Here is a 25,691-nt window from a genome sequence, read left to right as displayed (position 1 = left end):
TTTCGCAAAGATATGACTATTCGTCCAAATCTATCGGAAACCCCGGAGGCCTTGCCCCGGGAGCGCCCTGCCGATGGCGTCGATCCCCTGACCGGGATCCTGCTGGGCCTGCGCCTGGATGGCGTCGAATACGCCCGCTATGTGTTGCACGAACCCTGGGCAGTGGCTTTCCCGGCAAGGCGCGAGGCGACCTTCCATTTCGTCGCCCAGGGCAGTTGCTGGATGCAGGTCGGCCAGCAAGAGTGGCTGCAGCTCAATACGGGCGACGCCGTGCTGCTGCCGCGCGGTGCGCCGCATGCGCTGGCCAGTGCGCCGGGGCTGCCGACGGTAGAAATCGGCAAGCTGGCGCGCAAGGCGCTGGCGGACAATCTCTTCCTGATCGACGACAGCGGCAACGGCCTGGCCGACGCCGCCGCGCACCCGGCATCGCTGCCACCGTCGCATGTGCTCTTTTCCGGCACGCTGCGCTTCAACCTGGACCCCTTGCATCCGCTGTTGATGATGATGCCCGAGGCCATGCGCGCCTGCGACCTGGCCCAGCGCGATCCAGCGGTGCTGGCCCTGCTCGATGCGATGGAGCGCGAAGTGGCGCTCAACCGCATCGGCGCCTGCGGCATCCTGGCGCGCCTGGCCGATGTGCTGGCCGCCAGCATCATCCGCGGCTGGGTGGAATGCGCTTGCAGCGATGCCAGCGGCTGGATCGCGGCGGTGCGCTGCCCGCAGGTGGGGCGCGTGCTGGCGGCGGTACACCAGCATCCGGAACGCGACTGGTCGGTGGCCGAGCTGGCCGCGCTGATGGGGGCGTCGCGTTCCAGCTTCATCGACAAGTTTTCTGCCGCCGTGGGCGAGACCCCGGCCAAGTATGTGGCGCGGGTGAAGATGTTCCAGGCGCGCCACTGGATTGCCCGCGAGGGCTTGCGGGTCGCGGTGGTGGCCAATCGCCTGGGCTACGATTCGGAAGCGTCCTTCAGTCGCGCCTTCAAGCGCATCATCGGCCATCCGCCCAGCGAGGCCAGGCTGGGCTGAGCGCAGCCACCACTGCCTAGTACCCGACTTCCTTTTGATGCCGCACTGCGAGAATGACGACCTCATCCAGATCGATCCGATAACGGACCACATAACCGCTGTCGCCGAAGTCAATGATCCATTCCCGGAACTCGTCAGGCATATCCTCAACCGGGCGGCCGACCTCCGCCTGGTGTCCCAACACCTTGACACCGTCCCGGATGGCCTTTGCTGCACGCTTAGCCGCGTCGAGGTTCTTGGCCGCCAGAAAACGATACAGGCGCTGCGTATTGAGCAGCGCCGGGGGCGTCCAGATCACTCGTGACATGCGGGCGGCTCAATATCATTACCTTGTTCCAACTGGGCTAGCCAAGCATCAGCCTCCCCAGCAGTCACATGCAAACCGTTGGCCCGAAAATCCTCCCATGCCTTCAGTGTTTCCTGACGAAAAGCCTCACGCTTTTCCTCGCGAACGACATATTGCGTGATCGCCTCACGCATCAGCCAGTGTGAAGTACGTTGACGCGCCTCAGCAAGACGCCTCACGCGCGTCTTCATATCGTCATCAAGTTTGATCGCCACAGGGCGAAGGGTAGCAGCAGTCACAATAACCTCCAGTGAAGTAGCACTAGGTATTACCTTAGCATACTTCCGACTAGCCCGTCACCGGTCACCGGTCACCGGTCACCAGTTTCACTGTTGCACAAAATCCAGCGCCAGCAGGCACATGACCGACCGACTGGGTCGGCCCGCCTTGTCGGGTGCGATAGTCGCGCTGGAAGAACAGGTTGGCGTTGCGCCGCCAAGGCGGCTCGCCATTGCAGCGTGCGCATCAGCGGGCCGGCAAGCCCTTGATGAACTGCTCCAGCTCACGCACATAGAAGCGCGCCATGCCGGTCGTACCGTGGCCACGCGTCTCGGCGCTGGCCGGGATCAGCAGCAACTGCGCACTCGGCACTTCCTTCAAGGCGGCCTGCATGACGCCGGTCTCGGGCGGATTGCGTTCATCGTCGGCGGAATTGATGGCCAGCACCGGCACCTTGATCTTGGACAATCCCGGCGCCGCGTTGTAGTCCGCCGAGGAACCCCACTGGTAGATGAAGTCATTGGCGTCGGCCGTCACCGGTGCGGCCAGGCGGTCATCGACCAGCTTGTCGGCCTGGGCATGGCTGCCGGCCATGGCCTGGTAGGCCAGCGTGCCGCCATTGGTGGCAAAGACGAACATGTTGTTCGCCAGGCGCAGCGAGGGCGGCTGGACGGTGTAGTTGCCATTGTTCCAGGCCGGGTCCTGCTTGATGGACTCCACCAGCATGCGCCGCATCATCCAGTTGCGGCTGGCCATCTCGGTAGGTTGCGAGGCCATCGGCACCAGGCCGTCGGCAAAGCCCGGATAGGTCCCGCCCCAGATCCAGGTCTGCATGCCGCCCATGGAATTGCCGATGATCAGGCGCAGATGCGTGATGCCCATGCCTTCGGTGAGCATGCGGTATTGCGCCAGCACCATGTCGGCATAGTTGTACTGCGGGAAAGCCGCGCGCAGGCCGTCGGAGGGCTTGGTGGACTTGCCCACGCCGATGCCGTCGGGAATGATGATGAAGTACTTGCTGGCGTCCAGCGGCTGGCCGGGGCCGAACAACTGGCCGCCGAAGTCCTTGGACAGCATGGCCTGGGCGCTCTGGTAGGTGCCGTGCAGCACCAGCACCGCCGGATTGGCGCGGTCACCCAGGGTCACATAGTGCAGGCGCAGGTTCTCCAGCGTCTGGCCGGTATGGAACTGGAAGCGCGGCGCCACCCAGTCGCCCTCCACCGGCTGGGGTGGGCCGGCCGCCTGCGTTGCTGCGCTGCATAGCATCAGGGCGGCTGAAGACAGCAGCAGGCGGGCGACATGGCGGAGGCGGAAGGTCAGGGTCATGAAGTCTCTCTGGTCGTGGTCTGGATCGAATCTGCCCTGCCCCTCTGCAACTGAGGGTAACAGAGGGACAACAAAGGCGACAGTATGTAACAACTGTAAGCGAAGATGTGGAACCTCGAATCTTTTTGAGAAGACGCTAGTCTATTGCCGTAGCTATCCCGGTTTTTCGCTTACAAGGGCGATTATCGGGGAGCACCCTTCACTCCAGGAACAAGCCAGTAAAAAATCCTTAACGATCAGGAAAAAAATCATGAAAACTCTGCACAAGATCGCTGCCATTTCCGTGACTGCCATTGCGCTGACCGCCATGACCGGCTGCAGCAACATGAGCACCCGCGACAAGAACACCGCCATCGGCGCCACGGTCGGCGCGGTGGGCGGCGCCATCCTCACCGGCGGCAGCGGCATCGGTACCGCTGGCGGCGCCGCCGTGGGTGGCGTGATCGGTCACCAGATCGGCCGCTGAGCAAGTTGCCCACGGCCCTTGAGGCCGGGCAGGCATGCGGCTGGATGAATACAGCAAGACCACAAGGGCGGCCGACGAGCCGCCCTTGTTGCGTGGTCTGAGCTTGCGGCCAGACCACGTCAGCTACACCGCCAGGAAGCCCCCATCCACCGGCACCACCGCCCCATTGAGCATGGCCGCATCCGGCGAGAGCAGCATGGCGATGCTGCGCGCCACATCCTCGGGCGAGGCGAAGCGTGCGCTGGGATGGCGCGCCATCATCGGCCCCGACTTGGCCGGGTCGCTCCAGGCGGCCTCGGCCAGCTCGGTCAGGGTGATGGTGGGCGCCACCGCATTGACCCGGATGCCATGCGGCCCCAGCTCCCGCGCCAGCACTCGGGTAGCGCCTTCCAGACCAGCCTTGGAAGCGGCATAGCACAGATGCTGCTCAAAGCCGCGATGCCCGGCAATGGAAGTGATGTTGACCATGGCCCCGCCGCCGCCTTCGGCGATGCGCATCCGGGCAAAGGCCTGGCAGGTGATCAGCGCGGCGCGCAGGTTCACGCCCAGTACGGCTTCATAGCCCTTATCGCTCATCTCCAGCACCGATTCCAGCACATTGATGCCAGCGCTGTTGACCAGGAAATCGGCGCTGCCGGCCTCGGCCATGGCGCGCCGCGCGGCAGCCGGGTCGCTCAGGTCCACCGCAATGACACGCGCACCGATCGCTTCCTGCAAGCGCGCCAGGTCGCTGGCGGTACGCGCCAGCGCGATCACCTGTGCGCCGCGCTGCGCCAGCAAGTGCGCGCAGGCACGCCCGATACCGCGCCCTGCCCCGGTGATGATGACCGTCTTTCCTGCAAATGACATGTGTTCCTCCATGGTCAATGATGGCCCTGCGTATGCGCCGCCAGCAGCGGGGCCAGGCTGTCGCGCAGCGCACGCGCCAATTGCTGGCTCTTGAGGAAGGCCTGGTAGCGCGCCGCATGCAGCGCAGCGATGTCACCCTGCGCCGGCAGGCTGCACCCGGCCACGCTGGACATGGCCGGCATGGCGCTCTGCAGATCGGCATGCAGGCCGGCAGCCACCGCCGCCAGCATGGCCGAACCCAGCAGCACTGGTTCCGGGCTGGCGGTGATTTCCACCGGCATGCCGGTGGCGTCGGCCAGCAACTGGCGCGTCAGCGGATGTACGCCCGCGCCGCCCGAGACCGAGATGCTCTGCACCCGCACCCCGCAATCCGCCTGGGCCTCGATGATCTGGCGCAAGCCATAGCCCAGGCTGCACAGGCCGGCCACGTAAAGCGCCACCAGGCTGTCGATGTCGTGCTCCATGCCCAGCCCCAGCAGGGCGGCGCGCGCCTGCGGATCGGCCAGCGGCGAGCGGTTGCCGAGGAATTCCGGCACCACCGTCAGTTGGCCGGCCAGCCAGACCGCCTCCGAGGGATGGACCACCGCCGCCAGCGCCTGCTGCGCCAGCCACTGCGGCAATTCCATCTGCGCACGGGCCGCTTCTTCCCTGGCCTGGGGCGTGGCCGGATGCAGGCGCAGCAAGTGATCGATGGCGGCCCCGGCGGCGGACTGGCCGCCTTCATTCAACCACATGCCCGGTGCCATGGCGTTGTAGTACGGCCCCCAGACGCCCGGCACCAGCACCGGATCGGCATGGCTGGTCATGGTGCAGGAAGAGGTGCCGAAAACATAGGCCATGCAGGCCGCCGCATCACCCTGCCCGCCACGAGCGGCCACCGTGCCCACGCCACCGGCATGAGCGTCGATCAGGCCGGCCGCGACTGCAATACCGGGCCGCAAGCCCATGGCCTGCGCCGCCGTCTGACTGAGGCCGCCCTCCAGCGGCGTACCCGGCCACACCACCTCTGCGCCGATGCGCGCAAAGCCGGCCTCGGCCAGGTCGCCCAGGCCGATCTGCCGGAAATAGCTGGCATCCCAGCCGGCCTCATGGGCCAGGTAGGTCCATTTGCAGGTCACGGTGCAGGAAGAGCGTTGCAGCGAACCGGTGGCCTTCCAGGTCAGGAAATCGGTCAGGTCGAAAAAATGGGCGGCGCTGGCATAGACCTCCGGCAGGTTTTCCTTCAGCCAGAGCAGCTTGGGCGTTTCCATTTCCGGCGAGATCACCCCGCCCACATAGGACAGCACCGCATGGCCCATGCGGTTGATGCGCTGGGCCTGTTCCAGTGCGCGATGATCCATCCAGACGATGACATCGCGCTCGGGATGGCCGGCATCGCCCACCCCAGCGCTGGCGCCCTGCACCACCAGCGAACAGGTGGCATCGACGCCGATGCCGGCGACCGCCGCCGGGTCGATGCCGGACTTGGCCACGGCGGCGCGCACCGCCTGACAGACCGCTTCCCAGATCTGGGCGCTGGATTGTTCGACGCGCGCGCGGCGCTCGTCGCGGAAGAGATCGATGTCATGCCGGGCGCTGGCCAGCAACTGGCCCTGGGGGTCGAACACACCGGCCCGGGCCGAGCCGGTGCCGACATCGATGCCGATCAGATAAGTCTCCATCTTTCCTCGCTGGTTGCCTGAATGAAGCCCCCTGCCGGTTCAGACCCGGTCGAAATTGGTGGGCAGCACGAGCATATCGCGGATGGTCACATTGCGGTTGCGGGTCAGCATGTACTCCACCGCATCGGCCACTTCCGACGGTTCGATGAGGCTGCCCGATTCCTTGGCCTTGCGCAGGTTCTCTTCGGGCCAGTCGGCCAGCAGCGCCGAGATCACCGGGCCCGGCGAGACCTGGCCCACGCGCACGCCATGCGGGATCATCTGCCGGCGCATGGTCTGCACGAAGCAGGTAATGGCCCATTTGGAACCGGCATAGACGGGCTCCCAATAGGTCGGGAAATGTCCGGCCACTGAACACGTGACGATGATGTCACCGCTCTTGCGTTTGATCATGTGCGGCGCGACCGCGTGGACATTCTTCATCACCGCATTGACGTTGAGGTTGAGCATCTTGTCGATGGCCTCGGGCGTGGTATCGACCAGATCGCCGCCGATGTAGGTGCCGGCATTGCAGTAGAGGATATCGATGTGATCGACCTTCTTGAGGATCTCCGGCACCATCGCCGCGCAGCTCTCGGCATCCAGCAGATTGGTCACCTGTGGGATGGCCTGCGGCCCCAGGCGCGCTGCCAGTTCGTCGAGGGCCTTGGCGTTCCAGTCCACCATCACCACGGTCACGCCGTTGGCCAGCAATTTCTCGGTGGTGGCCAGGCCGATGCCGGAGGCCGCGCCGGTGATGACGGCGATCTTGCCTGCGAGGGATTGGGTCATATCGTGTCTCCTTGTGAATGAAATTGAGTATGAAAAAAAGGAATGAAAATGCTCAGCGCCATTCCCGCGCGATATAGATCGCCAGCAGGATGATCACGCCGCGAATGATGTCCTGCAGGTAGGGATTGATGCCCATCAGGTTCAAGCCATTGTTGAGGATGCCCAGCAGCACCGCGCCGATGAGCGTGCCCACCACCAGCCCGCGCCCTCCCGCGATGGCGGTGCCGCCCAGCACCACGGCGGCAATCGCATCCAGTTCGAAACCCACGCCCGCATTGGGCTGGCCCGACATGAGCCGGCCCGTCAGGATGATCGCAGCCAGGCCCGAGGTGAAGCCGGAAATGGCATACACCGCCAGCTTGATGCGCGTGGTCTTCACCCCCGACAGGCGCGCCGCCATCTCATTGCCGCCGATGGCGTAGACATGGCGGCCAAAGGCGGTCCGCTGCAGCAACAGCCAGGCCAGCGCATAGACGATCAGCATCAGGATCACCGGCACCGGCACCATGCCGATGCGACCCACGCCAAACCACGAGATCCAGCCCGGCAGACCCGAGATCGGATAGCCGCCCGAATAGATCAGCCCCACTCCGCGCGCCACGCCCATGGTGGCCAGCGTGACGATGATGGCCGGCATGCGCCCCCACGCCACCAGTGCGCCATTGAGCAGGCCGATGCAGGTGGCCAGTCCCACACTGCACAGCAGCGCCAGCGGCGCGGGCAGGCCGCTATTGACGATGAGTCCGGCCGAGATCGTGCCGGCCAGCGCCATGGCCGCGCCCACCGAGAGATCGATGCCGCCGGTGAGGATGACAAAGCTCATGCCCACGGCCAGGATGCCGACGATGGACACCTGGCGCAGCACATTGAACCAGTTGGAGACGGTGAAGAAATTGTCCGAGGCCAGCCCCATGAGCAGCGATACCACCACCAGCCCCGCCAGGGGCAGCGCCAGCGGTGAATGGATCAGGCTGCGCCAGCGCTGGCTGGCGGAGGTGTGCAGCGAGGCTGCGGGCAATGCGTTGGCGTCATGCGGCATGGCGGATTCTCCCGGTGGTGGCATGGGTCATGATCTCTTCGGCGTTGACGGCTTCGCCCTCGAGGGTGGCGACGATGCCGCCGCCCCGGAATACACAGACGCGATCGGCCATGCCGACCACCTCCGGCAACTCGGAAGAAATCATGAGGATGGAATAGCCCTGCGCGGTGAACTCGCGCATGAGCTGGTAGATCTCGGACTTGGCGCCGACGTCGATGCCGCGGGTGGGCTCGTCGAAGATCAGCACCTTCATGGCGTGGTTGATCCAGCGCGCTATCACCACCTTCTGCTGGTTGCCGCCGGAGAGCGTATCGACCCACACCTGCGCCCCCGGCGCCTTGACCCGCACGCGCTGCATGGCGGCCTCGGTGGCCTGCTGCTCGCGCCGCCGGTCCAGGAACAGGCCGCCCAGGCGATACTTGCCATAGTTGTTCAACGAGACGTTGTGCAGGATGGAAAAGCTGGTGATCAGGCCCTGCTCCTTGCGACTCTCGGGCAACAAGCCGATGCCCGCCTGCAGCGCCTGGGCCGGATCGGCAAAGCGCAGCGGCACGCCATGCATGGACAGCTTGCAGCTCAGCGCGGCATGCGCGCCCAGCATGGCCAGCACGGTCTCGGTGCGGCCCGAGCCGACCAGCCCGGCAAAGCCCAGTATCTCGCCCCGCCGCAACTGGAACTGCGAGACCGGCGCCTGGCGTCTCAACTGCAGGGCATGCACTTCCAGCACCACCTCGCCATCACCATCACTATCAACACCCTTGGCCGGCTTGGGCGGGAAGCAATTCTCGATGCGCCGTCCCACCATCATCTCCACCAGCCGCGCCTGGTCCACCTCGGCGGTGGCGCAGGTGGCCACGTAGGCGCCATCGCGCAGCACCGTGATGCGGTCGCAGATCTCGAAGATTTCTTCCAGGTGGTGCGAGATGAAAATGATCGCCACCCCCTGCGCCCGCAGACCGCGCATGACCGCAAAGAGATGCTCCACCTCGGCCGGGGTCAGCGTGGCGGTAGGCTCGTCCAGCACCAGGATGCGGGCGTCCAGGGCCAGCGCCTTGGCGATCTCCACGAACTGCTGCTGCGCCACCGAGAGCTTGCACACGGGCACATCAAGCGGAATCGCCACACCCAGCTGGGCGATGATCTCCTGCGCCCGCCGGCGCATGGCGGCGCGCTGCAGCCAACCCCAGCGGCTGCGTAGCTCGCGCGCCAGGAACATGTTGTCCACCGCGTCCAGATAGGGGATCAGCGAGAACTCCTGGAACACCACCCCCACCCCGCCCGCAATGGCGGCGCGGTAACTGTCGAAACGGCAGGGCTGGCCGTCGATGCGGATCTCGCCGGCGTCAGGCCGGACGATGCCGCACAGTATCTTCATCAGCGTCGACTTGCCCGCGCCGTTCTCGCCCAGCAAGGCATGCACTTCGCCAGCGCGCACCTCGAGGTCCACCCCGCGCAGCACCGTCACCGGGCCGAAGTTCTTCTTGATGCCAGTCAGTTGGAGCATGGCTGCCTCCATCAGGAAAATGAAAGGCGCGGCCCGCCATCGCCGGACAGCCGCCGCGCCCGCGTCTTACCAGCTGAAGCCAGCGGCGTTCTTCTTGGTCACCGGCATCACATCGATGGGCACTTCCTTGGGCACCACGCGCGCGCCCCACTTCTTGGCCAGCGCCATGGCCAGGCCCACACGCACCTGGTCACGCGGGAACTGGGCCGTGGTCTCGACGAAGGGGCCGCCGTCGGCGATGGCCTTGACCGCCTCGGGCGCGCCATCCACCGAGGTCAGCTTGATATCCTTGCCGCTGCCCTGGATGGCCGCCAGCGCACCCATCGCGCCGCCGTCATTGACCGAGAAGATGCCCTTCAGATTGGGGCGCGACTGGATCATGTTCTCCACCACGCCCAGCGCTACCGAGCGGTCCTGGCGGCCGTTCTGGGTGGCCACCAGCTTGATGTCCTTGTACTCGGCCAGGGCTTGCTTGCAGCCTTCCACCCGCTGCAGGATGGGCACCACCGGAATGCCGTCGAGGATGGCCACCTCGCCCTTGCCGCCGATGGCGTCAGCCAGCGCACGGCAGGACTGGTAGCCGGCATCCTTGTTCTTGGAACCGACGAACATGTCCACCGGGCCAGAGGCATTGGCATCGACCGCCACCACGATGACGTTGCGCGCCTTGGCCGCCTTCACCGCCGCCTCCACGCCGGCCGAATCGGTCGGGTTGATCAGCAGGATGTCGATGTTCTGTTGCAGCATGTCTTCGATGTCGGCGATCTGCTTGGCCACGTTGTGGGCCGCGTCGGTGGCGATCACCTTGGCGCCCAGGGACTTGGCGGCCTCGTCCAGGGCCTTCTTCATCGAGACGAAATAGGGATTGTTCATTTCCTGGAAGCTCATGCCTATCTTGAGCTTGCTCACCTCCTGCGCCATCGCCGGGGCGGCAGCCAGTGTGGTGAGGGCCAGTGCGATCAGTGCTTTCTTCATTGCAGTCTCCATTGTTGTTGGTGGTGGGTCGTTCGCTCGACGGCGGAATGGCTCGTTGGGGGGCGACAGGCAACACCTGTCCTGTTCCGGAAAGCGGGGACTTTCCTGAATGCGTTTTTCCGTAAAAGGAAAATGATTTAAATGATTTGAATTATTTATTTCTGGATGTGGCTGCAGCTACCCGGTAGCTGCAAACAGTCCATTGCTGGCAAAGGTAGTGCGGAACTCCGAGGGCGACATGCCCTTGATCTTGTGGAAATGCCGGTTGAAATTGGACAGGTTGGAAAACCCCGTCTCGTAGCAGATATCGGTGATACGCGCCTGCGGCCGCGTCAGCAGGGCCAGGCAGGCCAGGTCTACGCGCAGCTGGTTCTTGTAGCGCACCAGGGTGGTCCCGGTATGGCGCTTGAAGGCGCGCGAGAAGCTGCTCAGGTTCTGCCCGACCATATCGGCCAGGTCTTGTTCGCCGATGTCGTCGGTGAGGTGTTCGCGCAGGTAGGCGATGGCGCGATTGAGGCCGCTGCTGTTCACGCCCGACAGGTCGAGCTTGTAGGAGAGGCTGGCCAGCACTTCCGGTTCGGGAGCATTGGCCAGCACGTCCAGCAGTTCCCAGAACAGCGCCAGGCGCTTGAGGCCGCGCTGGTCGATCAGGCGCTGCATCAGCGGGCGCACCGTGTCGCTGGTCGCGGCATCGAAGAGCAAGCCGCGATGGCTGCGTTCCAGCAAGGGCATGATCGCTTCCATTTCGGGAATGCTGGCCGCGCACTGATCCACCAATTGCTCGGGAAACTGGATCACCAGCGAGCGCACCGGCACCATCTCATCGGCAGCGATATCGGAAATCCAGTTCTGCGGCAGGTTGGGGCCGGTCATCACCAGTTGCCCGGGGGCGAAGTCACCGATGTGGTCGCCCACATAGAAGCGTCCCGAGGTCGCCACCACCAGATGGATCTCGTATTCCGGATGGTAATGCCAGCGCACGGTACGGAAGGGGTAGCCGTGCATCCATGCCGCAAAGGATTCACCCTTGCGGATATGGACCAGTTCCAGGTCGGGCTGCATCGTGTCTCCTCTCGATCGAGAGCATTTTTGTCGTGGAAAACTGCGGAATGGCTTTTTGCAGTTTCTCCCGTTTGCAGCATCTTAGTGCGCCTGTGGCGGCGATCTCTACATCATCAGAGCGGCCCGGCTGATACTTTTTTGCGCAATCACGCGATGAGAATCGCCAGATGATGCCCACCACCAACACCTGCTGCCCGGCATCCGTGGATTTGTCATGTGCCTGTTGCATTGATGCGGCATCATCGCGCACCATTGCGCCATCCCATTGCAACAAGATCTGCCGGAACCCATGGAAATCCTCAACAACATCAACCTCAATTCCCTGCTGGACACCTTCATCAGCCTGACCGCCGCCTTCATCCTGGGCGGCCTCATCGGTCTGGAACGCCAGTACCGGCAACGTACTGCCGGCCTGCGCACCAATGTGCTGGTGGCCCTGGGCGCTGCCGTCTTCGTGGACATGGCCAATCGCCTGGCCGGCCACGAGGGGGCGGTGCATGTGGTGGCCTATGTGGTGTCGGGGGTGGGTTTCCTGGGCGCGGGCGTGATCATGCGCGAAGAAGGCAATGTGCGCGGCATCAATACGGCGGCCACCCTGTGGGGCTCGGCTGCGGTGGGGGCGGCGGCTGGCGCGGACCTGATCCTGGAAGCCATCCTGGCCACCATCTTCGTGCTGGCCGCCAATACACTGCTGCGCCCGGTGGTCAACACCATCAACCGCAAGCCGCTGGATGTGCCTTCGGTGGAAGTGACCAATACCCTGCACCTGATCGTGGAAAGCGCGCACCAGAAGCGCGTGCTCACCGCCGTGACCGACATGCTGGAACAGAGCCGCCATCCCACCCACGACCTGGAGGTGCGGCCCTTTACCGACGACGAAGTGGAGATCGAAGCCACGCTGGCCGCCACCTCCGTGGATGGCGATGAGCTCGACGCGCTGGTGGAGCGCCTGCTGGCCTTGCCGGCGGTGAAGCAGGCGTTCTGGAGTCCGAGTACGACCGACTAAGCGGCGCGGAACTTCCCTCGCAGCCACTTCACCGGCCCGCCGATGAGCGGCAGCTTCTGCCACAGCTCTTCGGCGGCGTCCCAGTAATCACGATGCTCGGTGACCAGGCCGGCTTGATCGAAGCGGAAATGCGTGGCCCCCAGCACGGTATAGAAACGTCCCTTGAGACGGAACTCGAAGCGCCAGGTGGCGAACCCCTGATCGCCCTGCCCCATGTGCTCCAGGATCACGAAACGCGGATCGTCCGTGGTCTCGAACATGTGCTCGAAGATGCGGCGGATCGAGCGTAGACCCTTGATGTCGTTGAAGGGGTCCTTGAAGATCGCCTCGGGCGCATAGAATTCGCCGATGCGTTCCAGGCTGCTGCGCTCCAGCGCGCCATACCACTGCAGCAATTGGTCCAGGTGGCTCATCATCAGCTCAGCAGGAAGCGCTGGAACAGCATGAAGCGCAAGCGGAACGGCAATATCCGCAACAGCTTCAGCCAGGCCGTGAAGCGCAAGGGGAAATGGATCTCGAAGCGCCCTTCGCCGATGCCGCGCCAGATTGCGCTGGCGGCCTGCTGCGGGGTCTGCAGGGCGGGCATGGCGAAGTCGTTCTTGTCGGTCAGGTCGGTCTTGACGAAGCCGGGATTGACCAGATAGACATTGACGCCCTTGGGCCGCAGATCGCTATAGAGAATTTCCGCCAGATTGATCAGCGCCGCCTTGCCCGGCCCGTACACGGTTGCGCCCGGCAAGCCGACGTAACCGGCCACGCTGGCCACCAGGGCAATGCCGCCGCTGCCGCGTGCGAGCATGTCCGGCAGCGCTGCGCCCAGCGCCGAATAGACGCTGGCCAGGTTGGTGCGGATGGTGTGCTCGGCCTCGTCTTCCTGCACTTCCCAGCTGCGCTCGGGACGATACCTGGCCGCGCAGAAGATCAGCAGATCCACGCCGCCGAAGGCTTCGACGATACGCGCATGCTGGTCGCGCCAGGCATCGTGGCAGAGCACGTCCAGCGGGGCGATGAAGGCCTCTGGATGGCCACCCGCGACTTCTTCCAGCACCTCCGCACGGCGCGCCGACAGCGCCACCCGCGCACCAGCCGCCAGCGCCTGGCGCGCCAGTTCGGCGCCGATGCCGCTGGAGGCGCCGATGAGCCAGATGCGCCGTCCGCGCAGGTCGGCCATGGGTTCGTTCATGGGGCCGAACAGCACGGCCGTGCGCGAGGGCGGGGCCTTGTCCTGAGGGGCTGCCTTGGGCAGCGGACGGGTGTGCGTGCTCATGCGCCCTCCTTGCGGAAGAACAGGGTGACCTGGCCGACTTCGATGCCGAACTTGCTCATGCTGGTGCGATTGATGAGGGTGCGCTCATCCATCTGGTACATCCAGTCATCCATCTGCATTTCATATTGCTTCTCGCCCACCGGCAGCAGCAGCGTGTAGTTCCAGTGCAGCGCATTGCCAGCGGTCTGGCCGATGGCCTCGCCGATGACGTCGCCGGCACGGCCGCGCCAGCTGTTGTCGGGCTGGCGCACCAGGGTCCAGACGCGGGTCTGGGTTTCGCCGTCGTCGTAGCGGAAGCGCTCGTCCAGCGTGAGCGTATTGCCTTCGACAGTGCCGGTCACCACCACATGGAAGCGCCGCGCCACTTCGCCACTGCGCTTCTGGAACATGCCCCAGGCTTCAGTGCGGCCCTTGAAGAAGACGGCCGGATCGAATACCGGCGTCTTGGCGGCATAGTCCGACAATTGCTGCGAGGCGCAACCGCCCAGGGCCAGGCCCAGCAGCGCCAGGCCCATCCAGTGCCACAGTTGCGCCGGCAGGCCCCGGCGCATCAGCTTGGTATCCATGACTCACTCCTTGTGCAAGAGGAACTGCACCACATCGGTCTGGCCTTCGTCGAAGCCGACTTCGCAGAACACGTAATACAGCTGCCAGAGACGACGGAAGCGCTCATCGAAACCTTGCGCGGCAATCGTTTCACGCTGGGCGAGGAAATTGTCGTGCCAGCGGCGCAGGGTCTCAGCATAGTCGCGGCCGAAGTGGAATCGGTCGCGCGTGGCCAGCCCGGCGCGCTGGGCGCAGCGCGAGAAGCGCTCGTGGCTGGGCAGCATGCCGCCGGGGAAGATGAATTCGCGGATGAAGTCGGCGCTGTCGCGGTAACGCTCGAAGACGGCCTCATCGATGGTAATGGACTGGATCAGCGCCTGCCCGCCCGGCTTCAGGCGTGCAGAGACGGTATCGAAATAGGTCTGCCAGAAACGTTCACCCACGGCCTCGAACATCTCGATGGAGACGATGGCGTCGTACTGGCCATCGAGGTCGCGGTAGTCGCGCAGTTCCAGCTGCGCCAGATGATCGAGCTGCTGGGTGCGCATGCGTTCTTGGGCATAGGCCAGTTGCGCCGGCGAGATCGTCACGCCATGCACGCGGATGCCCAGGCGCGCCGCATGCTCGGCAAAACCGCCCCAGCCGCAGCCGATCTCCAGCACGCGGTCACCGGCGCGCAGGCCCAGCTGGTCGATGATGCGCTGGTACTTGGCGGCCTGGGCCTGCTCCAGGCTCTGGTCGGGCGCGCTGAAGATGGCGCTGGAATAGCTCATGGTAGGGTCCAGCCACAAGCGGTAGAAATCATTACCCAGGTCGTAGTGCGCATGGATGTTGCGACGGCTGCCACTGCGCGTGTTGGAACGCAGCAGGTGGCGCAGGCGATACCACCACGAGGCCAGCCGTCCCCCTTCGACAGCACTGGAAAGCACCTGGCGATTGCGCATGGCCAGGCGCAGCAGTGCGGCCAGGTCGGGTGTATCGACCCAGCCATGGCCGTAGGCCTCGCCGAAACCGATGTCGCCGGCACGCAGGATCGCACCACAGGCGCGCCAGTCCAGGATGCGCAGTTGCGCACTGGGCGGCTGGCGCAGATCACCGAAGGTCAGCGTGGTGCCGTGCGGCGTGATCAGTTCGAGGTGGCCGTGGCTGAGGCGTTCGAGCATGGCCAGGAACAGGCGTGCCGAAATCGGTCCGGCACGCCGGCCAGTAGTCTGCAAAGCGGGGCTGCGGTTCACGATAGGGTTTCCTTTCCAGAAGAAGTTCCTGCGGCGGCTGCGCGCTCGGGCTTGCTGAACCAGGGCACGCGCTTGCGCCACAACAGCAAGGCCTGCCAGTGGATACGGGCGACCACGCCCAGCGTGAGCAAAGGCTGCGCGCAGAGCGCAGCGAAGGCCGAGGCCGCAGTCAGGGGATGCAGATGGCCACCAATGGAGGTGCGCATCAAGGGTTGCAGACCTTGAGCTGCCTCGGCGGCCTGGCCATGGTCGTAGTAATCGATACCGACGAAGGCGGTATGCTGGTCCGCCTGGTCGCGCCGGGGCTGGTCGCGGAAGCGGAAGCGATAGAAGCCGCGCACTTCGCAGAAGGGCGAGACATGCATCAGCTTGTCGCAGACCAGGCGTGTTTGCTCGTCGATGACGCCTTGGCCAGGCGCCGAGAGCAGGTAATGCTGGGTCTCGCCGAAGGTGTTGTTGACCTCGGCCAGCACGGCGCGCAAGCGGCCTTCGCGGTCATGGCAGAGGAAGAAGCTGACCGGATTGAAGACAAAGCCGAACAGGCGCGGGAAGGTCTGCAGCCAGATCGCGCCATCATCGGGCAGGCCGGCCTGTTGCAGATGTCCTCGCACCCATTGCCTCAGGTCGCTGCCATTACGTGGACCATAGTCACGCGTGCGCACGCACATCAGGCGGCGGCGGTCCACCCCGAACCAGGCATTGCTGGCCTCGCCCAGACGCGCCAGATCGAGGCGCACGCAAAACACCGGGTAGACGAACTTGTGCAGCACCGGGCGCAGGCGCTGGTGCATCACCTGCCCGCTCAGCAGCAGCGCGGGTGCATCGGCGCGGGAAGGCTGGGCGCGGCTCATAGGGCCGCCCAATCCGGCAGCACGCCGAAGTCCTTGACCACGCGCAGGGCCGACTTGAGGCCGTCTTCGTGGAAGCCATAGCCGGTCCAGGCGCCGGCGAACCAGGCGCGATGGCGTCCCTGGATGTCCGGCAGGCGGCGCTGGGCGTCGATGGCGGGCTGGTCGAAGACCGGATGTTCGTAGTCGAAGCGCCCCATGACCGTAGCCGGGTTGGGCGGCTGCGGCGGATTGAGCGTGAGCACCACATCGCTACGACAAGGCAGGTCCTGCAGGCGGTTGAGCCAATAGCTCACGCACACGGCGCGGCTGCCATCGTCCTTGCGCGAACCGAGGTAGTTCCAGGCCGACCAGACCTTCTCCCGCTGCGGCATGAGCGAGATATCGCTGTGCAGCCACGCCGTATTGGCCTGATAGCGCACGGCCGCGAGCACCTGGTGTTCCTCGATGGTGGCGTCCTGCAGCAAGGCCAGCGTCTGTGGTGCATGGGTGGCGAAGACTACCGCATCGAACTGTTCTTCACGCGCCTGGGGAGCGGCGCTGCGCACCAGCACGCCCTGTTCGTTGCGCACCACGCTCTCCAGGCGGCTGCCCAGGCGCACGTCGTCCAGCGTGGCGGCGATGCGCCGCACGTACTCGCGCGAGCCGTTGCGTACGGTGCGCCAGCGCGGACGGTTGTTCACCTGCAGCAAGCCATGGTTGATGCAGAAGCGCAGGAAGGTCGCCGCCGGGAAATCCAGGATGTCAGAGGGCGAACTGGACCAGATCGCCGCCGCCATGGGGATCAGGTAGGCGTCGCTGAAGAGCGCGCCATAGCCGCCCTCCTTGAGCAATTGCCGCAGGCTCACCGGACGGCCTTCGCAGGCCGCCAGGTTGGCGCGGGCGGCGCGGTTGAAGCGCAGGATGTCGCGCAGCATGCCCAGGAAGGCAGGTTGCAGCAGGCGCTTGCGCTGGGCGAAGACGGTATCGAGATTGGTGCCGGCCCATTCGAACTGGCCCTGGTCCATGGACACGCCGAAGGACATGTCGGTGTCGTAGGTCTCGACCTTGAGTTCCTTGAACAGGGCGATCAGGTTGGGATAGGTCCAGTCATTGAAGACCAGGAAACCCGTATCGACGGCAAAGGGTACGCCCTCCGGGGCGATATCCACCGTATTGGCGTGGCCGCCCAGGGTCGGCGCGGCCTCGTAGAGCACCACCTGGTGCTGGCGCGCCAGCAGGTAGGCGCTGGCCAGACCGGAAATCCCGGCGCCGATGACGGCAATGCGTTGTCCTGTTGGAATCATGAAAGCTGTCCGCCTCTTCTCTGGATGCTGTGCCGCCGCCGGCGGCCCGGCTGATGAGTCCGGCGGTGCGGCCGGCTGGCTTTTTTACAGGTATTTGCGCCGCTCATCAGCGATTTAGGTGCTAAGATTACTACCAAAGAAAAATAAAATCTACTAATTAGTAATCAAATCTACCAATGAGTATTTTCGGAAAACTGAGCTTCAAGGACCAGGCTTTCAAGCTGCGCGAGAACGCCATCCTCGACGCCGCCACTTCGGTGCTGGGCAGCAAGGGCTATGACCTGATGACCATGGACGATGTGGCAGGCGCTGTGGGCATCTCCAAACCCAGCCTGTACAAGCATTTCAAGTCCAAGGAAGAGCTGATCGGCGAGACCATGATCCGCTTGATCGATGGCGCCATTGATCAGTTGGCCCAGCTGGAGCACATCGCCGGCGCGCGCGACAAGCTCGAGGCGATGCTGGAATGGGCGCTGCGCGTGCGGCTGGAAGGCGGCCTGCCCTTCCTGCCCTCCACCAGCGCGCCGGTGCGGGACATGCTCATGCGCAACGTCAAGTATGTGATGCGGGTGTTGAAGCTCAACGGCCAGCTGGAGAAGCTGGTGAAGGAGGCGCAGAAGGCCGGCGACATTGATGCCGCTCTGCCCAGCGATGTGGTGTTGTACAGCTACTACGCCCGGACCTGCGATCCGGCGGTGGATTACCTGCAGAAATTCAGCAAGATGAGCAACGAAGACATCATCAAGTACATGCTGCACGTGGCCTTCAAGGGCTTCGAGCAGGATGCGCCGCGCTGAACGCGGCGCCCCATCCTCTCAGGCCAGGCCGTAGCAGCGCGCTGCGGTCGCGCCCCACAACAGCTCCTGCTCGGCCGCCGACAAGCGCGTCGCGGCCCACTCCCTGACCACGCTGGCCACCTTGGCATAGGAAGCGGCCAGCAGGCACACCGGCCAGTCCGAACCGAACATGAGCCGCTGCGGACCGAAGGCTTCCAGCGCGGTATCCAGGCACAGGCTGATGTTGTCGAAGTCCTTCTGGCGCAGGCCGCGCTGCCAGTCGGCCTCGGTGACCAGGCCCGACAGCTTGCAGGCCACATGCGGCAAGGCCGCCAGGGCGCGCAACTGGCGTTTCCATCCCTCGAAAGCGGCATCACCCCGGCCGAACTCGGTCAGGGCCGGCTTGCCCAGGTGATCCAGCACCAGCCAGTGGCGATCATGGCGGGCGCAGAAGGCCTGCACCTCGGCCATCTGGCGCGCATAGACCAGCACGTCGTACACCATCCCCTGCTGCTGCAGCCAGGCCACGCCGGCATTGAAGGCCGGCGCCTCCACGAAGCCGCCCACATCGGCCTCATCCTGCAACTGGTGACGAAAACCCACCAGCTTGTCGCGTCCCCAGCGCTCCACATTGGCCGCCAGATGCGGCGAAGCCAGGTCTTCCCAGCCCACCACGCCGGCAATACGGCGATTGCCGCGGGCAAACTCCAGCAGGAACCCGGTCTCTTCGCGGCCCGCGCGGGCCTGCACGGCGATGGACTGATCCAGCCCTTCGGCATCCAGGACCGGCTGCAACTGGCCGGGAGTACGGTCGCAGGCCAGCAGCTCCATGCCTGCGCCTATCCAGGGATAGGCCTGCGGCTGGTAGAACCAGAAATGCTGGTGGGCGTCGATGCGGGGCGGCTTCATGATGGACTCTTCCGGAGGGGGTGAAAAATTGTTAGTCCTGCATTACAGAAAACTTATTCCTGCTGCGTCAAAAAATAAGGCGTCGCCGCTGGCGACGCCCTGGCAGATCAGCAAACCATTGGATCAGTCGTACAGCACTGCAGCGATCTTGGCGTCGTCGATATTGCTCTTGTCGTACCAGTAGAAGCCGGTATCGATGACCTTGGGCAGCTTCTCGCCCTTGATCGCCTTCACGGCCGCTTCCACGGTCTTGTAGCCAATGCCGACCGGGTTCTGGGTGATGGCGCCGGCCATGATGCCTTCGCGGATCGCATCCTTCTGCTGCTTGCCCGAGTCATAGCCGATGATGATGATCTTGCGCTTCATTTCCTTGACGCCATTGACCACGCCGATGGCCGAGCCTTCGTTGGTGCCGAAGATACCCTTGATCTTGGGATAGGCCTGCAGGATGGACTTGGTCACTTCGGTGGACTTCAACTGGTCGCCGGCGCCGTACTGCACGCTGACCACCTTGATCTTGGGATAGGCGGACTTGATGCGTTCCAGGAAGCCATCGCGGCGGTCCACGCCAGTGCGGCTGGTCTGGTCGTGCGCGACCACGGCCACTTCGCCTTCCTTGCCGACCAGCTCGGCCATCTTGTCGGCAGCCAGGGCAGCGGCGGCGCGGTTGTCGGTGGTGGCGGTGGTGACCGGGATGTCGCTGTCCACGCCGGAGTCAAAGGCCACCACCGGGATCTTGGCGGCCTGGGCTTTCTTCAACAGCGGGATGGCGGCCTTGCTGTCGAGCGCGGCGAAGCCGATGGCCTGCGGCTTCTTGGCCAGGGCGGCGGAGAGCATGTCGATCTGCTTGTCCACCATGGCTTCGGTCTCGGGGCCTTCGAAGGTGACCTTGACCTTGTAGTCCTTGGCAGCCTGGTCAGCCCCGGCCTTCACGGCCTGCCAGAACTGGTGCTGGAAGCCCTTGGAGATCAGGGGAATATAGGCTTCCTGCGCTTGCGCAGCCGAGGCGCCCATCGCGAAAGCCAGGCCCAGGGCAGCGCCCAGTAACTTGTTCTTGAACACGGTAAGTCTCCTTTTGTTATCGATGATGGAGTGCCGGCCCTTGGCGATGCCGGCGGGGTTGGAATGCCTTTGTTGCTACCACAGGTTCATGCACGACGACGGCGGCGCAGGATGTCCAGATACACCGCCAGGATGATGATCACGCCGGTCACCACGGTCTGCCATTCCTGCGCCACCGACATGATGCGCAGGCCATTGACCAGCACACTCATGATGAAGGCGCCGATGATGGTGCCCAGGATGGTGCCGGTGCCGCCGGAGAGCGAGGTGCCGCCGATGACCACGGCGGCGATCGCATCGAGTTCATAGCCCTGGCCCAGCGCCGGCTGCGCCGAGTTCAGGCGCGAGGCGATGATCAGGCCGGCAATGCCGCAGATGGCGCCGGAGAAGGTATAGACGGCGACCTTCCAGAAATCCACCTTCACGCCCGACAGGCGCAGCGCCTCTTCGTTGCTGCCCAGGGCAAAGGTATAGCGGCCGAACACGGTCTTGTTGAGGATGATGGACGCGCCGATGGCCACCAGGAACAGGATCAGCACCGCATTGGGAATGGGCAGCGAGGGAATGAGGTCGCCGATCAGCGAATCCTGGGCGATGGCCGAGAAGCCCTCGGTATCGTTGAAGTAGATCGGACGGGTGCCGGAGATCACCAGCGACAGGCCCTTCAAGAGCATCATCATGCCCAGCGTGGCGATGAAGGGCGGCACCTTCAGCTTGGCAATCACCATGCCGGAGATCCAGCCCGAGAGCGCGCCGAAGAAGATGGCCGCAGCGATGCCCAGCGGCAGCGGCATGCCCCAGTTGGTCAGCACCACGCCGGCCATGACGGCGCAGAAGGTCATCATGGTGCCCACCGACAGGTCGATGCCGGAGGTGATGATGACGTAGGTGCAGGCAATGGCCAGCACGCCGTTCACAGCGGTCGATTGCAGGATGCTGACCAGGTTGTCCACCTCCATGAAGTTGGGCGAGGCGAAGCTGAAGAACAGGATCATCAGCAAGAGACTGGCAAAGGCCAGCAGCTTCTGGCGCGCGGCCGGGTTGAACAGGCGGGCGCGCAGGCCCTGGGCGGAAGCGGTATTGGCCATGGTGGTGGATGCGGAAGTGGCGGAGTGGATATTGTTTGCCATGATCGTCTCGGGTCTAGTATGGGGGCGTGGGCGGCGTAGGCTGTCTCAGCCGGCCACGGCCGATTCGCGCTGGGTGGCCAGTTGCATGATCTTTTCCTGGGTGGCGTCGGCGCGCGCCAGTTCTCCGGTGATGCGCCCTTCGCACATGACCAGCACGCGGTGGCTCATGCGCAGGACCTCGGGCAGTTCCGAAGAGATCATGACGATGGCCTTGCCCTGTTCGGCCAGGGCGTCGAGCAGCTTGTAGATTTCGCTCTTGGCGCCGACGTCGATACCGCGTGTGGGCTCGTCGAAGAAGAGGATGTCGCAATCGCGCAGCAGCCACTTGGCAATCACGATCTTCTGCTGGTTGCCGCCCGAGAGCAGGCGCGCCTGCTGTTCCACCGACGGCGTCTTGATGGCCAGCTGGCGCACGTACACCTGTGCGGCCTCGCGGATGGCGCGCTGGTCCATGAAGCCGACCCGGGTGAAGCGGCCCATGCTGGAGAGGGCGATATTGGCCTGCACGTCCATGCCCACGGCCAGGCCGAAATGCTTGCGGTCTTCCGACAGGTAGCCGATGCCATGGGCCACCGCGTCAGCGGGCGACTTGATGACAGCCTTGCCGCCGTGGATGATGATCTCGCCTGACTCCAGCGGATCGGCGCCGAAGATGGCGCGCGCGACTTCCGTGCGGCCCGCGCCCATCAGGCCGGCAAAGCCGAGGATCTCGCCCTTGCGCAGCGTAAAGCTCACATCGCGGATGGCGCGGCCGCGATTCAAGCCGCGCACTTCCAGCACCACGTCATTGCGGGACGTGTCGGGCGGGATGCGCTGCTCGCCATCGAGGGCGCGACCGACCATCATGGAGATGATGGTGTCCATGGAAGTATCCTGCATGGGAACGGTGGCGATGTACTTGCCGTCGCGCATGACGCTGACGCGATCGGCGATCTGGCGCAGCTCGTCCATCTTGTGCGAGATGTAGACGATGCCCACGCCCTGCGCCTGCAGGTCACGGATGATGCGGAACAGTTCGGCGATCTCGGCGTTGTTGAGCGCCGCGGTCGGCTCATCCATGATCAGCACGCGCGAGTCGAAGGACAGCGCCTTGGCGATTTCCACCATCTGCTGGCGCGCCACGGTGAGCTCGCCCACCGGGGTGGACGGGTCCATGTCCAGCCGCATGCGAGCGAAGATGGCGGCGGCCTGGCGATTGAGTTCGTCCTCGTCGATGAACAGGCCAAGGGCCTTGCGCGGCTCGCGGCCGATGAAGATGTTCTGGGCCGCCGAGAGGTGGTTCATCAGGTTCAGTTCCTGATGGATGATGCCGATGCCCAGCGCCTGCGCCTGGCGCGGCTCGGTGATCTCCACCGGCTTGCCGTCGAGCAGGATGTCGCCGCTGTCGCGCTGGTAGACCCCGGAGAGGATCTTCATGAGCGTGGACTTGCCGGCGCCATTCTCGCCCATGAGGGCGTGGACCTCGCCGGCTGCCAGTTCGAACTGGCAGTTGTCCAGCGCCAGTACGCCGGGAAAACGCTTGCACACATTGCGCAGCGCGATGACCGGAACGGAGGACGAGGAACTCGCCGCCACGCCAGTGGTGCTTGTCTCTTTATCTTCTTGCATGCTCACCTCGGATGCATTGCGGGCCACGATGGGCCATTCTTGACGCGGCTCTGCGGCCGCTGTGCCGGTGGACCGGCCTTGCTTTCATCAGTGGACGCTGTCTCGGGGGACTAACAGTGTCGTCACTGAAGACTAACAGAAACTACCGGGAAAACTTAGTCCTCCTGATCTTCTTCGCCTTGTTGCCCGGCCAGATCGAAGATGCGCGTCATTGGCACCCACTTCTGCCCCGCTGGCGTCCACGGAGTCGGGGCCTGGAAACGCCACATCAATTCTTCCCATGCGCGGACCTTGGGATCGTCCACCGTCGCCGCCGCCATGGCGGCGGCATTGAAGACGGCGTCGTCGGTCTCCATGATCATCATCATGCGCGTGCCAAGACGATAGATTTCCATCGCGGTCACGCCATGCTGCCGCAGATGCCGGGCGATCTCCGGCCAGATGCGTCGATGATGCGCCTCGTACTGGGCGATCAGCTCGGCGTCATCCTTGAGGTCCAGGGCCAGTACGCTGCGCATGGCTGCCTCAGGTCAGGGCGCGGTCGAGATGGGTATAGCCCCCATCGACGAAGATCCACTGCCCGGTGGTATGCGAAGAACGCTCCGAGAGCAGGAACACGGCCATGTCCGCCATTTCCTCGGCGGTGGTAAAGCGCTTGCCCAGGGGAATCTTGCTGGTGATGGCGTCGAGCTTTTCCTGGGGATGGTCGAAGGTGGCGATCCACCTTTCGTACAACGGGGTCATCACTTCAGCCGGGATCAGGGCGTTGACGCGCACGCCATCATCGCGCAGGGCGGCCGCCCATTCACGGGTCAGCGAGAGCTGCGCGCCCTTGGAAGCGCAATAGCCGCTGGTATTGCCCTGGCCGGTGACGGCGGTCTTGGAGGAGACATTGATGATGGCGCCGCGCGTGGCCTTCAGATGCGGCACGCAGTAATGGGCCATGACGTAGTAGTGGATCAGGTTGCGTTCCAGCGAGGCGACGAACGCGTCGCGGCCGGCCTCCAACCCCACGCTGTCGTTGACGCCGGCATTGTTGACCAGGCCATCGAGGCGGCCGAAGCGCTCTATGGTCCCGGCCACGGCCTCGCGGCAGCGTGCATCATCCTGCAGCTCGAGCTGGAACAGCGCTGCGCGCGGCTGCACGGCAGTGAGTCGTTCCCAGAACTGCGGCTCGGGCGCGCTGCGCGCAAACACCACCGGAATGGCCCCTTCAGCAGCCAGTTGCAGGCTGATCGCAGCGCCGATGCCGGAGGCGCCGCCGGTGACGATGACCACCTTGTCTTGCAGGTTCAGATCCAATTCAGTCTCCGTATTCTTTTATATCGCTTTATAACGTTTTATAACGTTTATATTTCTTGCCTTGCTTCGCCGAGCCTTGCTTCACCCGCGGAAGCGGTACTGCTCCAGCGATTGCGGCTTCATCTCGATGGAGAAGCCGGGCCGGCTGGGCGGCATGTAGGCGGCGTTCTTCACCACGCAGGGATCGACGAAGTGCTCGTGCAGGTGATCCACGTATTCGGTGACGCGCCCCTCCTTGCTGCCGGAGATGCACAGGTAGTCGATCATCGACAGGTGCTGCACATACTCGCACAGGCCCACGCCGCCCGCATGGGGGCAGACCACCTTGCCGTACTTGGCGGCCATCAGCATGACCGCCAGGATTTCATTGACGCCGCCGAGACGGCAGGAATCGATCTGCACCACGTCGATCGCATCGCGCATGATGAACTGCTTGAACAGCACGCGGTTCTGGCACATCTCGCCGGTGGCGACCTTGACGGCGCCGATGCCTTCGCGGATCTTGCGATGTCCTTCGACGTCATCCGGAGAGGTGGGTTCCTCGATGAACCAGGGCTGGGCAAAGGCCAGCTGGTTGACCCAGTCGATGGCCTGGTGCACTTCCCAGACCTGGTTGGCGTCGATCATCAGCTTGCGCTCCGGTCCCAGCACCTCGCGGGCGATGCTCACGCGCCGCTTGTCGTCGGCCAGGTCGCGGCCGACCTTGAGCTTGACGTGATTGAAGCCCTGGTCGATGGCTTCCTGGCAGAGCCGGCGCAGCTTGGCGTCCTCATACCCCAGCCAGCCGGCCGAGGTGGTGTAGCAGGGATAGCCTTCCTGCTGCAGCAGGCGCAGGCGCTCGGCCTTGCCGGCTTCTTTCTCGCGTAGCAGAGCCAGTGCCTCGTCGGGCGTGATGCAGTCGGTGATGTAGCGGAAATCGATGGTGCGCACCAGTTCTTCGGGCGACATGTCGGCCACCAGTTTCCAGACCGGCTTGCCTTCGGCCTTGGCCCACAGGTCCCAGGCGGCGTTGACCACGGCGCCGGTGGCCAGGTGGATCGCGCCCTTGTCCGGGCCGATCCAGCGCAGTTGGCTGTCGGAGGTGACGTGACGCCAGAAGCGTCCCATGTCGGCGGCGATCCATTCCAGGTCCAGCCCGACCACCAGGTGCTCCATGGCGCGGATGGCGGCGCAGCAGATCTCGTTGCCGCGCCCGATGGTAAAGGTCAGGCCGTGGCCCTTGAGCGCGGCGTTGTCGGTATCGAGGATGACATAGGCGGCGGAATAATCCGGATCGGGATTCATCGCATCCGATCCATCCAGCGATTGCGAGGTGGGGAAGCGCACGTCGAGCACGCGCAGGGCAGTGATCTTGGTCATCAGTCTCTTGTCGTGTGGCCGGGCCGGGCCGTGGCGATATCGTGGCGACATCAGCGCTGGGCGGGACCATCGGCAGGGCCCTCCGCCTTGCTGGCGGCCGGCCCGGTTATCGT

The 25,691-nt window shown here is 64.5% G+C and carries 28 protein-coding genes; 4 read left to right on the top strand and 24 right to left on the bottom strand.

Annotation, left to right across the window (positions count from 1 at the left end; all coding sequences use genetic code 11):
- The first annotated feature begins 12 nt into the window (after positions 1-12).
- Complete coding sequence (locus BGK68_RS11415; protein WP_075257194.1) at positions 13-1,026, top strand: AraC family transcriptional regulator; 1,014 nt, start codon at positions 13-15, stop codon at positions 1,024-1,026.
- Between the two features lie 16 nt (positions 1,027-1,042).
- Here the strand turns inward: BGK68_RS11415 and BGK68_RS11410 are convergent, their stop codons facing one another.
- The 3 genes from BGK68_RS11410 to BGK68_RS11400 form a co-directional block, all read right to left on the bottom strand.
- Entirely contained in the window at positions 1,043-1,333 is a 291-nt protein-coding gene (locus BGK68_RS11410; protein ID WP_075257193.1) for a type II toxin-antitoxin system RelE/ParE family toxin, read from the bottom strand.
- Positions 1,321-1,611 carry a CopG family ribbon-helix-helix protein gene (locus tag BGK68_RS11405; RefSeq protein ID WP_267889708.1) on the bottom strand — a complete coding sequence of 97 codons (291 nt, stop codon included), beginning with the start codon at positions 1,609-1,611 and terminating at the stop codon, positions 1,321-1,323. Before BGK68_RS11405 ends, BGK68_RS11410 begins: the two co-directional genes overlap by 13 nt.
- A 226-nt stretch (positions 1,612-1,837) precedes the next feature.
- Positions 1,838-2,917, bottom strand: coding sequence for an alpha/beta fold hydrolase (locus BGK68_RS11400; protein WP_075257191.1), 1,080 nt, complete (start codon positions 2,915-2,917; stop codon positions 1,838-1,840).
- 250 nt (positions 2,918-3,167) lie between these two features.
- On the opposite strand from BGK68_RS11400, the gene BGK68_RS11395 reads away from it, so the two are divergent.
- Positions 3,168-3,383: a glycine zipper 2TM domain-containing protein gene (locus BGK68_RS11395; RefSeq protein ID WP_006465163.1), complete on the top strand. Its 216-nt coding sequence runs from the start codon at positions 3,168-3,170 to the stop codon at positions 3,381-3,383.
- Between the two features lie 123 nt (positions 3,384-3,506).
- Here BGK68_RS11395 and BGK68_RS11390 read toward each other — a convergent pair whose 3' ends face one another.
- The 8 genes from BGK68_RS11390 to BGK68_RS27455 form a co-directional block, all read right to left on the bottom strand.
- Positions 3,507-4,232 (bottom strand): SDR family oxidoreductase, encoded by a 726-nt coding sequence (locus BGK68_RS11390; RefSeq protein WP_075257190.1) that lies wholly within the window; start codon positions 4,230-4,232, stop codon positions 3,507-3,509.
- Positions 4,233-4,246: 14 nt separating this feature from the next.
- On the bottom strand, positions 4,247-5,893 hold the full coding sequence (locus BGK68_RS11385; protein WP_075257189.1) for an FGGY-family carbohydrate kinase: 1,647 nt from the start codon (positions 5,891-5,893) through the stop codon (positions 4,247-4,249).
- Positions 5,894-5,932: 39 nt separating this feature from the next.
- On the bottom strand, positions 5,933-6,664 hold the full coding sequence (locus BGK68_RS11380; RefSeq protein ID WP_075257188.1) for an SDR family oxidoreductase: 732 nt from the start codon (positions 6,662-6,664) through the stop codon (positions 5,933-5,935).
- A 52-nt stretch (positions 6,665-6,716) separates the two neighbouring features.
- Positions 6,717-7,703: an ABC transporter permease gene (locus tag BGK68_RS11375; RefSeq protein ID WP_075257187.1), complete on the bottom strand. Its 987-nt coding sequence runs from the start codon at positions 7,701-7,703 to the stop codon at positions 6,717-6,719.
- A complete protein-coding gene (locus BGK68_RS11370) occupies positions 7,693-9,207 on the bottom strand; it encodes a sugar ABC transporter ATP-binding protein (RefSeq protein ID WP_075257186.1) in 1,515 nt (504 codons plus the stop codon). Before BGK68_RS11370 ends, BGK68_RS11375 begins: the two co-directional genes overlap by 11 nt.
- Positions 9,208-9,273: 66 nt before the next feature.
- On the bottom strand, positions 9,274-10,182 hold the full coding sequence (locus BGK68_RS11365; protein WP_013233092.1) for an ABC transporter substrate-binding protein: 909 nt from the start codon (positions 10,180-10,182) through the stop codon (positions 9,274-9,276).
- Between the two features lie 177 nt (positions 10,183-10,359).
- A complete protein-coding gene (locus BGK68_RS11360) occupies positions 10,360-11,244 on the bottom strand; it encodes a helix-turn-helix domain-containing protein (protein WP_075257185.1) in 885 nt (294 codons plus the stop codon).
- Positions 11,204-11,497, bottom strand: a complete 294-nt coding sequence (locus BGK68_RS27455; RefSeq protein ID WP_143433023.1) for a hypothetical protein — start codon at positions 11,495-11,497, stop codon at positions 11,204-11,206. Before BGK68_RS27455 ends, BGK68_RS11360 begins: the two co-directional genes overlap by 41 nt.
- A 36-nt stretch (positions 11,498-11,533) precedes the next feature.
- On the opposite strand from BGK68_RS27455, the gene BGK68_RS11355 reads away from it, so the two are divergent.
- The gene (locus BGK68_RS11355; protein WP_075257184.1) at positions 11,534-12,250 is read left to right on the top strand and encodes an MgtC/SapB family protein; all 717 of its coding nucleotides are present in this window, start codon (positions 11,534-11,536) and stop codon (positions 12,248-12,250) included.
- On the opposite strand, the gene BGK68_RS11350 is transcribed toward BGK68_RS11355, so the two are convergent.
- From BGK68_RS11350 to BGK68_RS11325, 6 genes are read right to left on the bottom strand one after another with little or no spacing between them, the layout of a single operon-like run.
- A complete protein-coding gene (locus tag BGK68_RS11350) occupies positions 12,247-12,663 on the bottom strand; it encodes a nuclear transport factor 2 family protein (RefSeq protein WP_075257183.1) in 417 nt (138 codons plus the stop codon). The two genes, BGK68_RS11355 and BGK68_RS11350, sit on opposite strands and share 4 nt — an antisense overlap.
- A gap of 2 nt (positions 12,664-12,665) precedes the next feature.
- Positions 12,666-13,517, bottom strand: coding sequence for an SDR family NAD(P)-dependent oxidoreductase (locus BGK68_RS11345; protein ID WP_075257182.1), 852 nt, complete (start codon positions 13,515-13,517; stop codon positions 12,666-12,668).
- Positions 13,514-14,083: a DUF3833 domain-containing protein gene (locus BGK68_RS11340; RefSeq protein WP_143433022.1), complete on the bottom strand. Its 570-nt coding sequence runs from the start codon at positions 14,081-14,083 to the stop codon at positions 13,514-13,516. Before BGK68_RS11340 ends, BGK68_RS11345 begins: the two co-directional genes overlap by 4 nt.
- Before the next feature lie 3 nt (positions 14,084-14,086).
- The gene (locus BGK68_RS11335) at positions 14,087-15,298 is read right to left on the bottom strand and encodes an SAM-dependent methyltransferase (protein WP_075257181.1); all 1,212 of its coding nucleotides are present in this window, start codon (positions 15,296-15,298) and stop codon (positions 14,087-14,089) included.
- A complete protein-coding gene (locus BGK68_RS11330) occupies positions 15,295-16,149 on the bottom strand; it encodes a DUF1365 domain-containing protein (RefSeq protein WP_075257180.1) in 855 nt (284 codons plus the stop codon). Before BGK68_RS11330 ends, BGK68_RS11335 begins: the two co-directional genes overlap by 4 nt.
- Positions 16,146-17,432, bottom strand: a complete 1,287-nt coding sequence (locus tag BGK68_RS11325; RefSeq protein WP_075257179.1) for an NAD(P)/FAD-dependent oxidoreductase — start codon at positions 17,430-17,432, stop codon at positions 16,146-16,148. Before BGK68_RS11325 ends, BGK68_RS11330 begins: the two co-directional genes overlap by 4 nt.
- Positions 17,433-17,608: 176 nt before the next feature.
- On the opposite strand from BGK68_RS11325, the gene BGK68_RS11320 reads away from it, so the two are divergent.
- Positions 17,609-18,229 carry a TetR/AcrR family transcriptional regulator gene (locus tag BGK68_RS11320; protein ID WP_075257178.1) on the top strand — a complete coding sequence of 207 codons (621 nt, stop codon included), beginning with the start codon at positions 17,609-17,611 and terminating at the stop codon, positions 18,227-18,229.
- A gap of 18 nt (positions 18,230-18,247) precedes the next feature.
- Here BGK68_RS11320 and BGK68_RS11315 read toward each other — a convergent pair whose 3' ends face one another.
- The 7 genes from BGK68_RS11315 to BGK68_RS11285 all read right to left on the bottom strand — a co-directional run bounded on the left by BGK68_RS11315 (position 18,248) and on the right by BGK68_RS11285 (position 25,578).
- Positions 18,248-19,117 carry an L-fucono-1,5-lactonase gene (locus BGK68_RS11315; protein ID WP_075257177.1) on the bottom strand — a complete coding sequence of 290 codons (870 nt, stop codon included), beginning with the start codon at positions 19,115-19,117 and terminating at the stop codon, positions 18,248-18,250.
- Positions 19,118-19,240: 123 nt separating this feature from the next.
- Positions 19,241-20,131 (bottom strand): ABC transporter substrate-binding protein, encoded by an 891-nt coding sequence (locus tag BGK68_RS11310; protein WP_407645728.1) that lies wholly within the window; start codon positions 20,129-20,131, stop codon positions 19,241-19,243.
- Positions 20,132-20,265: 134 nt separating this feature from the next.
- Positions 20,266-21,309, bottom strand: coding sequence for an ABC transporter permease (locus tag BGK68_RS11305; protein ID WP_013233080.1), 1,044 nt, complete (start codon positions 21,307-21,309; stop codon positions 20,266-20,268).
- Between the two features lie 45 nt (positions 21,310-21,354).
- Entirely contained in the window at positions 21,355-22,917 is a 1,563-nt protein-coding gene (locus BGK68_RS11300; protein ID WP_075259793.1) for a sugar ABC transporter ATP-binding protein, read from the bottom strand.
- A gap of 155 nt (positions 22,918-23,072) precedes the next feature.
- Positions 23,073-23,435 (bottom strand): L-rhamnose mutarotase, encoded by a 363-nt coding sequence (locus BGK68_RS11295; protein ID WP_075257175.1) that lies wholly within the window; start codon positions 23,433-23,435, stop codon positions 23,073-23,075.
- Between the two features lie 7 nt (positions 23,436-23,442).
- The gene (locus BGK68_RS11290) at positions 23,443-24,219 is read right to left on the bottom strand and encodes an SDR family oxidoreductase (protein ID WP_075257174.1); all 777 of its coding nucleotides are present in this window, start codon (positions 24,217-24,219) and stop codon (positions 23,443-23,445) included.
- A gap of 81 nt (positions 24,220-24,300) precedes the next feature.
- Complete coding sequence (locus BGK68_RS11285) at positions 24,301-25,578, bottom strand: L-fuconate dehydratase (RefSeq protein WP_075257173.1); 1,278 nt, start codon at positions 25,576-25,578, stop codon at positions 24,301-24,303.
- Between the last annotated feature and the right edge of the window lie 113 nt (positions 25,579-25,691).

The sequence above is a fragment of the Herbaspirillum camelliae genome (assembly GCF_001929405.1).
GTDB lineage: Bacteria > Pseudomonadota > Gammaproteobacteria > Burkholderiales > Burkholderiaceae_D > Herbaspirillum > Herbaspirillum seropedicae.
The sequence above is the reverse complement of the archived record's forward strand: the minus strand, read 5'-3'. Positions and strand labels throughout refer to the sequence as shown.